Below are 11774 nucleotides of genomic sequence, written 5' to 3' on the forward strand. Positions count from 1 at the left end.
TTAAATAATAAGGGCGCCTTGCGGCGCCCTTGGCATTACTTGTGCTGGCCCTGCTTCTGCAGGAACTGCACGCCCTTGTCCGGGAAGTCGGTGAACACGCCGTCGACGCCGGCCTGGTTGTAAATCACGTCATACAGCTGGTTTACGTCGGTCACATACTTCGGCAGCGCATCGGCGCGGATGGTGAACGGATGCACCGCCAGCTTGCTGGCGTGCGCTTCTTTCACCATGTCGGTCAGCACGATGTGGCCCGGCTTGGATTGATCCGCCACCACCAGCATGTGGTAGTCCGGCCCGATGCCGTCGGCATACTGAGCGATTTTCTTCATCGCGCCCGGTTTGAACATCCAGTCGTAGTCGTATTCCACCCACTTGCCGTCGGCTTTCTGCTCGTAGGTTTCCTGCCAGTCGTTATAGGCGATCAGCTGCACCAGCTTCAGATCCATGCCCAGCTTCGGTTCCAGCTCGTTCTTGATGCGTTTGAGCTCGTTGGCGTCGAAGCACTGCAGGTAGACGTTGTCGTTCTTGCCGGTGTAGCCGTACTGCTTGAGCACCGCCAGCACTTTGCTGGAGATGTCTTTGCCTTCCTGTTTGTGGAACCACGGCGCCTTGATTTCAGGGTAGATGCCGATGTTCTTGCCGGTCGAATGGTTCAGACCCTGCACGAACTCGATCTCTTCCTGGAAGGTGTGCACGCGGAAGTCGGATTTGCCCATCGGGAAGCGGCCAGGGTAGCCCTGCACTTTCTTGCCGTTTTCGATTTCAAAGCCTTCGGTGAACTTCAGCGATTTGATCTCCGCTAGCGTAAAGTCGATGGCGTAATAACGGCCGTCTTTGCGCGCGCGGTCCGGGAAGCGTTCGGCGACGTCGGTGACGCGATCGAGGTAATGGTCGTGCAGCACCACCAGCTCGTTGTCTTTGGTCATCACCAGATCTTGTTCGAGGTAATCGGCGCCTTGCGCGTAGGCCATCGCCTTCGCCGGCAGAGTGTGTTCCGGCAGGTAGCCGCTGGCGCCGCGGTGGGCGATCACCACTTTGTCCGCCGCCTGCGCGGCGCTGACCATTGAGGTGGCGAGAATGATCCCTGTCAGCAGGGCTTTGACTTGAGTCCGCATTCCGTTTTCTCCATGTTGTTGGGGGCAGGGTAGTAAAAAGGCCGCAGGGCGGCCTTTAAATCATGCAAAAGTCGTGTGACGCTTAGCCGCGTTTGCCGGCTGCGATTTCCGCGTGGTGTTTCTTTTCGTTCAGCATGGTCAGCAGCAGCAGGATAACCGCCAGCACGCCGCCGCCGATCATCACCATGAAGCCGCCGTCCCAACCGAAGAAGTCTACGGTGTAGCCGACGATGGCGCTGGCCGCGACCGAGCCGCCCAGGTAGCCGAACAGGCCGGTGAAGCCCGCGGCGGTGCCGGCGGCTTTCTTCGGCGCCAGCTCCAGCGCGTGCAGGCCGATCAGCATCACCGGGCCGTAGATCAGGAAGCCGATGACCAGCATACAGATCATGTCTACGGTCGGGTTACCGGCCGGGTTCATCCAGAACACCACGGTGGCGATGGTCACCAGCGTCATGAAGAACACGCCGGTGGCGCCGCGGTTGCCTTTGAACACTTTGTCCGACATCCAGCCGCACAGCAGGGTGCCCGGGATACCGGCGTATTCGTACAGGAAGTAAGCCCAGGAAGACTTGTCCAGCGCGAAGTGCTTCACTTCTTTCAGGTAAGTCGGCGACCAGTCCAGAATGCCGTAACGCAGCAGGTAGACGAACACGTTGGCGACCGCGATGTACCACAGCAGCTTGTTCGGCAGGATGTACTGCATGAAGATCTGCTTGGCGGTCAGCTCTTCTTCGTCTTTTTCGCTGTAGTCGTCCGGGTAGTCGTTTTTGTACTCTTCAATCGGCGGCAGGCCGCAGGATTGCGGGGTGTCGCGCATCAGGGCGAAGGCGATCAGGGCCACCAGGATGGCGCCGAAGGCCGGCATGTACAGCGCCGCGTGCCAGTCGTTGAACCAGGCCATGCCCAGCAGGAACAGCAGCGGCGGCAGGCCGCCACCCACGTTGTGGGCGCAGTTCCAGATGGAAACGATGCCGCCGCGTTCTTTCTGCGACCACCAGTGCACCATGGTGCGGCCGCACGGCGGCCAACCCATGCCCTGGAACCAGCCGCACAGGAACAGCAGGACGAACATGATGGCGATGCTGGAGGTGGCCCACGGCACGAAGCCCATGAACAACATCACCGCCGCCGCCAGGATCAGGCCGGCAGGCAGGAACACTCGCGGGTTGGAACGGTCGGAGACCGAACCCATGATGAATTTGGAGAAGCCGTAGGCGATGGAGATGCCCGACAGCGCGAAGCCGAGGTCGCCGCGGCTGAAGCCTTGTTCGATCAGGTATGGCATGGCCAGGGTGAAGTTCTTACGCACCAGATAGTAAGCGGCGTAACCGAAGAAGATCCCCAGGAAAATTTGCCAGCGCAGCTTACGGTAGAGCGGGTCTACCTTATCGCTCGGCACACGGGCGATGTGTGCGGCCGGCTTAAAAATACTCAACATGAGCGCCTCCGATGGCTTTATCTGTTATCACATCAATATGACCTTTTACGTTCATTTGATGATTGAGCGGATATCGAATGTGGTGTTTTTGTGTTCCATAACGAGCGCCATTGTCATCAAATACGCCTGGTGTCGCTGTGACGAATGGCGCAATTGTTACACTTTCATGAAACCACGGCGGATTTTGAGCGATTCGTTAACGTTATGAAATAGAAAAACGTCCAAAAATCGTGATTATGATCACATTGATGGTTTTTTTTGGACATTTTTATTTCGTTTTATGTTCGTTCTTGTTCCTTATCAAACAAAGACCCTAATAACCGTGGCTCAATAGGCTCATAACTACCGATCCTGAGGGAGCGACATGAGCAGCTATTTTGACGGCGGCGAAACGGATGTGATCATCATCGGCGGCGGCGCCACCGGCGCAGGCATTGCCCGCGATTGTGCGCGGCGCGGCTTGCGCTGCATTTTGCTGGAGCGTCACGACATCGCCACCGGCGCCACCGGCCGCAACCACGGCTTGCTGCACAGCGGCGCGCGCTATGCGGTGACCGACGGCGAGTCGGCGCGCGAGTGCATCGAAGAGAACCGCATCCTGAAACGCATCGCGCATCACTGTATCGAGCGCACCGATGGGCTGTTCATCACCCTGCCGCAGGACTCGCTGGACTATCAGCAGCAGTTTATCGCCGCCTGCCGCCAGGCCGACATCGACGCCGAGGCGATCGACCCGCAGCTGGCGCTGCGGCTGGAGCCGGCGGCTAACCCGGCGCTGATCGGCGCGGTGCGGGTGCCGGACGGCACCGTCGATCCTTTCCGGCTGACCGCCGCCAACATGCTGGACGCGCGCGAACACGGCGCGCAGATCCTGACTTACCACCAGGTGGTGGGGCTGCTGCGCAGCGGCGACCGGGTGACGGGCGTGCGCGTTTACGACCATCAGAATCAGCGGCGCTATGAGCTGCACGCACCGGTGGTGGTTAACGCCGCCGGCATCTGGGGCCAGCAGATCGCCGAATACGCCGATTTGCGCATCCGCATGTTCCCAGCCAAGGGAGCGCTGCTGATCCTCGGTCACCGCATCAACAATATGGTGATCAACCGTTGCCGCAAACCGGCGGACGCCGACATCCTGGTGCCGGGCGACACCATCTCGCTGATCGGCACCACCTCGACCCATATCGACTACGACCAAATCGATAACATGCTGGTGACGCCGCAGGAGGTGGACATTCTGATCCGCGAAGGGGCGCTGCTGGCGCCCACTCTGGCGCAGACCCGCATTCTGCGCGCCTATGCCGGGGTGCGGCCGCTGGTGGCCAGCGACGACGATCCCAGCGGGCGCAACGTCAGCCGCGGCATCGTGCTGCTTGATCACGCCAGCCGCGACGGGCTGGAAGGGTTTATCACCATCACCGGCGGCAAGCTGATGACCTACCGTCTGATGGCGGAGTGGGCCACCGACAAGGTGTGCGAAAAGCTTGGCGTAAACCGCCCGTGCACCACCGCGCAGGACGCGTTGCCCGGATCCCGCCAGTCGGCGGAGGAAACGGTGCGCAGCGTGGTCTCACTGCCCGCCAGCATTCGCGGCTCGGCGATCTACCGGCACGGCGATCGCGCCAGCCAGGTGCCGGCGGCCGATCGGCTCGACACCAGCCTGGTGTGCGAATGCGAGGCGGTGACCGCCGGGGAAGTGCGCTATGCGGTCAATTCGCTGACCGTCAATAACCTGGTGGATCTGCGTCGCCGCACCCGCGTCGGCATGGGCACCTGCCAGGGGGAACTCTGCGCCTGCCGCGCCGCCGGACTGCTGACGCGCTTCAAGGTCAGCACGCCGCAGCAATCCATCGTGCAGCTGTCGCAGTTCCTCAACGAACGCTGGAAAGGCGTGCGGCCGATCGCCTGGGGCGACGCGCTGCGCGAGAGTGAATTTACCAGTTGGGTTTACCAGGGATTATGCGGGCTTGAGGCCCAGGCAGACAAAGAGCAGGAGGCGGATGATGCGATTTGACGTAGTGGTGATTGGCGGCGGCCTGGCGGGCCTGAGCTGCGCCATTGCCGTGGCCGAACAGGGCAAGCGCTGCGCGGTGGTCAGTTCTGGCCAGAGCGCGCTCTACTTCTCCTCCGGCTCGCTCGATCTGCTGGCGAGATTGCCGGACGGCACGCCGGTCGAGATGCCGCTGGCGGCGTTGCCGCAGCTGGCGCAACAGGCGCCGCAGCATCCGTACGCCCTGATCGGGCCCGGCCGGGTGGCGGCGCTGTCCGCCGCCGCGCAGCGGTTGCTGGAGCGCTGCGGGCTGCACCTGCAGGGCGAGGGAGCCAACAACCATCTGCGCATTACGCCGCTTGGCACGCGCCGCGCCACCTGGCTCAGCCCGCAGGCGATCCCGACGCTGCCGCTGACCGGCCAACTGCCATGGCGGCGCATCGCGGTGATCGGCATCGAGGGTTTCCTCGACTTCCAGCCGCAGATGGCCGCCGACGCCTTGAGCCGCGAGCTCGGCGTAGAGACGGAGGTAGCCTATCTGCACATGCCGGCGCTGGACAGATTGCGCAATAACCCCAGCGAGTTCCGCGCGGTGAACATCGCCCGGGTTCTGGATTTGATGGAAAACCTGCCGCCGATGGCCGAGGAGCTGCGGCGGCTGGCGGGCGAGGCCGAGGCGCTATTCCTGCCGGCCTGTCTGGGCCTGGAGGATGACGCGTCGCTGGCGGTGCTGCAGGATGCGGTCGGCAAGCCGATCCGGCTGCTGCCGACGCTGCCGCCTTCGGTGCCCGGCATGCGCTTGCATCAGGCGCTGCGGCGGCGTTTTCAGCAGCTGGGCGGCGTTTTCATGCCCGGCGACAGCGTGCTGCGCGCCGAGAGCGAGGCCGGTCGCATCACCGGTTTGTACACCCGCAACCACGGCGATATTCCGCTGCGGGCGCAGCAGGTGGTGCTGGCCAGCGGCAGCTTCTTCAGCAATGGGCTGGTGGCCGATTTCGACCGGGTACGCGAGCCGATCTTCGGGCTGGACGTGCACAGCCGCGCCGATCGCGCCGACTGGAGCCGGCGCGAGCTGTTCGCGCCGCAGCCTTATCTGCAGTTTGGCGTGCGCACCGACGGCAGGCTGCGGGCGATGAAGCAGGGAATGCCGTTCGACAATCTGTATGCCATCGGCGCGGTCGCCGGCGGCTACGATCCGCTGCAGCAGGGCTGCGGCGCCGGCGTGTCATTGATCGGTGCGCTGCACGTCGCGCAGCAGATCGCCGCGGAGGAGTGCGTATGAGCCTGCATCAGGACCACAGCTTTGAAAGCTGCATCAAATGTACCGTCTGCACCACCTACTGCCCGGTCGCCAAAGTGAACCCGCTCTATCCGGGGCCGAAACAGGCGGGGCCGGACGGCGAGCGGCTGCGGCTGAAAGACCCGGCGCTGTACGACGAAGCGCTGAAATACTGCACCAACTGCAAGCGTTGTGAAGTGGCCTGCCCGTCCGACGTCAAAATCGGCGACATTATTCAGCGCGCCCGCGCCGACTTCGCCCAGAGCAAGCCGACGCTGCGTGACGCCATCCTCAGCCACACCGATATCATGGGCTCGCTGTCGACGCCGTTTGCGCCGATCGTCAACGCCGCCACCGGGCTGAAACCGGTGCGCAAGCTGCTGGACAAGGCGTTGAAGATCGATCACCGCCGCGAACTGCCGAAATACTCGTTCGGCACCTTCCGCCGCTGGTACCGGCAACAGGCGCAGGCGCAGCAGCGTTACGCCGAGCAGGTGGCGTTTTTCCACGGCTGCTTCGTCAACTATAACCACCCGCAGCTGGGCAAGGATTTGATCCGGGTGTTCAATGCGCTGGATATCGGCGTGCAGTTGCTGAAGCGCGAGAAATGCTGCGGCGTGCCGCTGATCGCCAACGGGTTTATCGAGCAGGCCAAGAAGCAGGCCAGGGTTAACGCCGAGTCGCTGCATGAAACGGTGCTGGAGCGCGGCATTCCGGTAGTGGCGACCTCATCGAGCTGCACCTTCACCCTGCGCGACGAATACCCCCACTTGCTGGACGTAGACACCACCCCGGTGCGCGATCGGGTGGAGCTGGCGACGCGCTATCTCTATCGCCTGATCAATCAGGGGCGCAGCCTGCCGCTGAAACGCACGTCGCTGCGGGTGGCGTATCACACGCCTTGCCATATGGAGAAGATGGGCTGGACCGCCTACACCCTGGAGCTGCTGCGGCAGATACCGGGGCTGGAGCTGGTGGTGCTGGATTCGCAGTGCTGTGGCATCGCCGGCACCTACGGGTTCAAATCGGAGAACTACGCCACGTCCCAACGCATCGGCGCGCCGCTGTTCCGGCAGATAGAAGAGAGCGGGGTGGATCTGGTGGTGACCGACTGCGAGACCTGCAAATGGCAGATAGAAATGTCCACCAGCAAGCGCTGCGAACATCCGATCACCCTGCTGGCGCAGGCGTTGGCATAAAACGAAAGGGCCGGCAGGCCGGCCCCTGCGGGATTACTGTTTCAGCTTCAGGGTAGAGATGATGCCTTCGGCTTCAGTCTGCGCCTGCTGCTGATTGTCTGCCGGCAGCGTTACCTGGATGGTCAGCATGTTGTTGTTCAGCGAACCGATCAGGACGGAAGAATAAGCCTTTTCACCGCCGCTGGTGATGATGCTGTCCAGCTGACGCAGCGGCACGCCGTTGACGTCGAGCGCCTTGTTGGTGATCACCTGCAGGTTGGCGTCACGTGCGCGCTGGGTATTCTCCAGGCGTTTGGCCAGAGTCTCCAGGCTGTCGGCGGTCTTGTCGCCCAAGATGACGATCACCGCGCGTTGACCGGTGCTGTCTGCGTAAACATGCATGTTGTTGGCCTGGTTGCCCAGCTTACCGCTCTGATCCGCCATGCCGACCGGCAGGGTGAACGCCAGTTTACCGTCCAGCAGGCTCACCTGCTGCCCGGCCGGCGCGCTGGCCGCCGCGCCGTCTGGCGCTGCCTTGGTGTCTTTGGTTTCGCCGTCGCAGGCCGCGAGGCCAAGCGCCAGCAGGCTGATACCCATCAATTTCGCTACTTTACGCATCGGGCTTCCTTCTTCCTTTCCGGTAGGGATTCACTGTCGTATCGCAACCTATTCCAGGTTGAAATGCAAGGCAGATGTTGTCACAAGTTTTTTTCCAGTAATAGCCGATAATCAGCCACTTCGCCTTTCTTTTCCAGCTGAACAATCTGATAGTGGTGGGCGATCAGCATCGTCAGCATGGCGCGGAACCGGTTACGGGTTTTGACCGTCAGTTGGCGATAGCCCTGCGCCCGCGCCCAACGTTCCTGTTCAGCCAACAAGGCCTGCGCCACGCCGTGGCGACGAAATGCCGGCAGCACGCCGCCCAGCCAGCTGTAAAACACCGTTTCCTGCCGTTGATAACCGAGTTTGAAACCGGCCGGCTGTCCGGCTATCTCGGCGATCAACAGGCTGGCGGGGGCGGCGCCGATACGTTGCTGCAGATCGGCCAGGCTATGCAGGCCGCCGAATTCGGGGATGCGTTGGTAAAGGCGGTGGATGTCTTCGAGCGTGGCGGTGCGGACGATTGGGGTCATGAGCGGCCTCCAAAGGATAAGGCCGCCCAGAATAACACGACTCAGCCCGGCTGCAGGCCGCCGCTGCGCGCCGCGATGCGTTTGAGCAGCATGTTCAGCAACACGCCGTACATCGGCAGGAAGAACAGCAGGCAGATCATCACCTTGAAGCTGTAATCCACCAGCGCGATCTCCACCCAGTTGTTGGCCATGAAGGGATCGCTGCTCTTATAAAAGGCGATGAAGAAGAACGCCAGCGTATCGCTGATGTTGCCGAGGAACATCGCCGCCGCCGGCGCCACCCACCAGGCGCTGCGTTGGCGCAGGCGGTTGAAGACGTGTACGTCGAGGATCTGGCCGAGCACATAGGCCATAAAGCTGGCGACAGCGATGCGCGCCACGAACAGGTTAAAACTGCTCAGCGCCGCGAAGCCCTGCCATTCTCCCTGATAGGTGACGGTGGAGATCACATAAGAGATGAATAGCGCCGGCACCATCACCGCCAGGATAATGCGTCGCGCCAGCGGCGCGCCGAAAATGCGTACGGTCAGATCGGTCGCCAGGAAGATAAACGGGAAGGTAAAGGCGCCCCAGGTGGTATGGAAGCCGAAAACGGTGATCGGCAGCTGCACCAGGTAGTTGCTGGAGGTAATGATGGCGATATGAAACAGCGAAAGCCAGACCAACGCGGTGAAGCGCTGCTGTGCGGTAAACGAATACATGTTGTAGCCTTTTTAGCAGTGGGGTGAGGGAACCCAGTGTGTCTTGTCAAAACAGCAAAAAACGCTGCGCGGCGGCATGATACGCGTTTGCGCAACCAATGCAATGGTTAAATTTAACGCAAACGTTAACGCATCTTGCGCAGAAAAACTACCGGCGTAAACTAGGCGCTAATGAGATGCGGCGAGCGTTCGCCGATCGTTTTTGAACGAGAAAAATTGCATGACTGACTTATTTGCCCAGGCAGACCAGACGCTCGATGCGCTGGGGCTGCGTTGCCCGGAACCGGTGATGATGGTGCGCAAAACCGTGCGCCATATGGACAACGGCGAAACGCTGCTGATTATCGCCGACGATCCGGCCACCACCCGCGATATCCCGGGGTTCTGCCGCTTTATGGAGCACACGCTGGTGGCGCAGGAGACCGAGCAGGCGCCATACCGTTATCTGCTGCGTAAAGGCGTCTAACGGCGGCGCGGCCGAGTTAAAAGTTCCCTCCCCCAAATGACAACGGGCGCGGTATGCCGCGCCCGTGTTTGTTTCCAAACTTAGCTGCGCTTTCTCAATAGCCGCAGCGCGTTGGCGGTGACCAGCGCGGTGGCGCCGGAGTCGGCCAGCACCGCCAGCCACAGCCCGGTCAGCCCCAGCAGGCTGGTGATCAGGAAGACCCCTTTCAACCCCAGCGCGATGGTGATGTTTTGCCGGATATTGGCGTGGGTGGCGCGCGAGATGCGGATCATCTCCGCGACGCCCACCAGCCGATTGTGGGTCAGGGCGGCGTCGGCGGTTTCCAATGCCACGTCGGTGCCGCTGCCCATGGCGATGCCGATGCTGGAGGCTTTCATCGCCGGGGCGTCGTTGATGCCGTCGCCGATCATCGCCGTCGGGCGCAGTTCGCTCAGTTCGGTGACCGCGCTGACCTTATCTTCCGGCAGCAGACCGGCGCGATAGTCGAGGCCCAGCTCGCCGGCGATCGCCGCGGCGGCGCGCGGGTTGTCGCCGGTCAGCATCACGCCGCGAATGCCCAGCGCGTTCAGTTCGGCTATCGCCTGCCTGGCGTCGCCGCGCAGCGTATCGCGCAGCGCCAGCAAACCGATGGGCGCGCCGTCTTCCAGCACCACCACCGCCGTTTTACCGGCGTTTTCCAGCTTGTCTACCTGGTTCTGCCATTGGGTGGCGAGCAGGCCCGGCGCCAGCTTGCCCGGCGCACTGATCAGCACGGTCTTGCCGTCCACGATCCCTTCCACGCCGACGCCGGCCAGCGCGCGGCGCGCCTGCGCCAGCGGCAACTCAGCCCCGCTTGCGGCGGCGCGGTTGATGATCGCCTGCGCCAGCGGGTGATGTGAACCGGCTTCCACCGCGGCGGCAAGCTGCAACAGCCGTTGTTCGGTCAGCGCGCCGATAGGCAGCACGTCGGTGACCGTCGGCTTGCCTTCGGTCAGGGTGCCGGTCTTATCGAAGGCGATGGTTTGAATCTGGCCCAGTTGCTCCAGCGCCGCGCCGCCTTTAATCAGCGCGCCGCGCCGCGTGGCGGCCGCCAGCCCGGATGTGATGGCCGCCGGCGTTGAGATCACCAGCGCGCATGGACAGCCGATCAGCAGCAGCGTCAGGCCGCGATAGATCCAGGTCTCCCACGGCTGTGAGAACAGCAGCGGCGGTACCAGGATCACCGCGACCGCCAGCAGCATAATGGCCGGGGTGTAGTAGCGGCTGAAGCGATCGAGGAAGCGTTCGATCGGCGCGCGGCGCTCTTCGGCCTCTTCAATCAGCTGCAAAATGCGGTCGATGGCGTTTTTGCCAGGCTCGGAGATCACCTTCATCTGCGCCGCCTGATCGACGGACAGGCTGCCGGCGGCCACTTTCTCACCCTGTTGGCGCTCGACCGGCACCGATTCGCCGGTCAGGGCGCTTTCATCGAAGCTGGCGAACGGATTGAGCAGCTCGGCGTCGGCCGGCAGGCGCCCGCCGGGCGCGATTTCAATCACGTCGCCGGGGCGCAGGCTGGCGACCGGCACGCGTTTGCGTTCCGTGCCTTGCAGCAGCAGCGCATCTTCAGGCACCAGCTCCATCAGCGCCGTCACCCCGCGCCGTGCGCGGTTGGCGGCGTAGGATTCCAGCAGTTCGCCGACCATAAACAGCAGCAGCACCATCGCCGCTTCGGCGGTGGCGCCGATGAACAGCGCGCCGATGGCCGCCACGCTCATCAGCGTTTCGATGGCGAACGGCGTACCGGAACGAATCAAACGCAGCGCCTTGGCGGCGACCGGCGCCAACCCGACCAGCGTGGTGGCGATAAAGGCGATGCGGCCCAGCTCCGGGTTAACCCGATCCAGCGCCCAACTGACCACCATCAGGGTGGTTAACAGCAGCAGCGGCGCGAATTCGCCGAAGCGTGAGGTTTTCGGCGCGGCGGCTTTGGCGGTCTGAGCGCCGAGCAGGGTAAAACCGGCCTGAGCGACCGCGTCCTGGATCCGCAGGCTGATATCGGACTGTGCGTCGACCACCAGTTTCTCGGTGGCGAACAACACGCGCGCGCTGTCGACGCCGGGAAGTGCCGTGACGGCATTTTCGATTTTTTTGGCGCAGCTGGGGCAGTCCATGCCGGTGACTTTCCAGCTGAAACGTTGGCTGCCGGAAGGGGGAGCGGCGGCCAGCCTGTCGCTTTCCTCGTCCGGATCGTCGGGCGCGGCGGTGCAGCAGCCGCTATCGCCATGATCGTGATGATGGTGGGCGTGTTCGGCCTGTGCGGCGGCGTTTTTCGGTTCGCTGCTGCAGCCATGTTGAGTTTTGCTGTGGCTGTGGTTGCAGCCGCATCCGCCTTCGGCGTGGTAATGTTCCTGATGATTATGGTTTTGCTGATTGTGCATAACGTCCCCCTTCGGGCTGTTAAACGGGTTTGCTCAACTGACTCTACACCCTGGAGTCCACTCCAGAGTCAAGCG

General features: G+C 62.5%; 10 protein-coding genes. 4 read left to right on the forward strand and 6 right to left on the reverse strand.

Features of this window, described 5'->3' with window-relative positions:
• Positions 1-35: 35 nt before the first annotated feature.
• Both glpQ and glpT read right to left on the reverse strand, forming a co-directional pair.
• Positions 36-1115, reverse strand: a complete 1080-nt coding sequence (gene glpQ, locus ACJ8PL_RS20890; RefSeq protein ID WP_015376272.1) for a glycerophosphodiester phosphodiesterase — start codon at positions 1113-1115, stop codon at positions 36-38.
• An 82-nt stretch (positions 1116-1197) separates the two neighbouring features.
• Positions 1198-2553, reverse strand: a complete 1356-nt coding sequence (gene glpT, locus ACJ8PL_RS20895; protein ID WP_004934295.1) for a glycerol-3-phosphate transporter — start codon at positions 2551-2553, stop codon at positions 1198-1200.
• A 364-nt stretch (positions 2554-2917) separates the two neighbouring features.
• On the opposite strand from glpT, the gene glpA reads away from it, so the two are divergent.
• The 3 genes from glpA to glpC are packed head-to-tail and all read left to right on the forward strand — an operon-like array spanning position 2918 to position 7021.
• A complete protein-coding gene (gene glpA / locus ACJ8PL_RS20900) occupies positions 2918-4567 on the forward strand; it encodes an anaerobic glycerol-3-phosphate dehydrogenase subunit A (RefSeq protein WP_016929484.1) in 1650 nt (549 codons plus the stop codon).
• Positions 4557-5825: a glycerol-3-phosphate dehydrogenase subunit GlpB gene (gene glpB / locus ACJ8PL_RS20905; RefSeq protein WP_442531364.1), complete on the forward strand. Its 1269-nt coding sequence runs from the start codon at positions 4557-4559 to the stop codon at positions 5823-5825. The genes glpA and glpB overlap by 11 nt, the downstream gene beginning before the upstream one ends.
• Positions 5822-7021: an anaerobic glycerol-3-phosphate dehydrogenase subunit GlpC gene (glpC, locus tag ACJ8PL_RS20910; RefSeq protein ID WP_442531361.1), complete on the forward strand. Its 1200-nt coding sequence runs from the start codon at positions 5822-5824 to the stop codon at positions 7019-7021. The genes glpB and glpC overlap by 4 nt, the downstream gene beginning before the upstream one ends.
• Before the next feature lie 33 nt (positions 7022-7054).
• On the opposite strand, the gene ACJ8PL_RS20915 is transcribed toward glpC, so the two are convergent.
• The 3 genes from ACJ8PL_RS20915 to ACJ8PL_RS20925 form a co-directional block, all read right to left on the reverse strand.
• Positions 7055-7618, reverse strand: a complete 564-nt coding sequence (locus tag ACJ8PL_RS20915) for a DcrB family lipoprotein (protein WP_016929481.1) — start codon at positions 7616-7618, stop codon at positions 7055-7057.
• 80 nt (positions 7619-7698) lie between these two features.
• A complete protein-coding gene (locus tag ACJ8PL_RS20920; RefSeq protein WP_016929480.1) occupies positions 7699-8133 on the reverse strand; it encodes a GNAT family N-acetyltransferase in 435 nt (144 codons plus the stop codon).
• Between the two features lie 41 nt (positions 8134-8174).
• The gene (locus ACJ8PL_RS20925; protein WP_016929479.1) at positions 8175-8834 is read right to left on the reverse strand and encodes a 7-cyano-7-deazaguanine/7-aminomethyl-7-deazaguanine transporter; all 660 of its coding nucleotides are present in this window, start codon (positions 8832-8834) and stop codon (positions 8175-8177) included.
• A gap of 220 nt (positions 8835-9054) precedes the next feature.
• Here ACJ8PL_RS20925 and tusA point away from each other — a divergent pair, with 220 nt between their 5' ends.
• A complete protein-coding gene (gene tusA / locus ACJ8PL_RS20930; RefSeq protein WP_025304890.1) occupies positions 9055-9300 on the forward strand; it encodes a sulfurtransferase TusA in 246 nt (81 codons plus the stop codon).
• A gap of 80 nt (positions 9301-9380) precedes the next feature.
• Here the strand turns inward: tusA and ACJ8PL_RS20935 are convergent, their stop codons facing one another.
• Entirely contained in the window at positions 9381-11699 is a 2319-nt protein-coding gene (locus tag ACJ8PL_RS20935) for a zinc/cadmium/mercury/lead-transporting ATPase (protein ID WP_442531362.1), read from the reverse strand.
• Positions 11700-11774 lie beyond the last annotated feature (75 nt).

This window comes from Serratia sp. CY83965 (assembly GCF_052166375.1).
GTDB classification, from domain to species: Bacteria; Pseudomonadota; Gammaproteobacteria; order Enterobacterales; family Enterobacteriaceae; genus Serratia; species Serratia marcescens.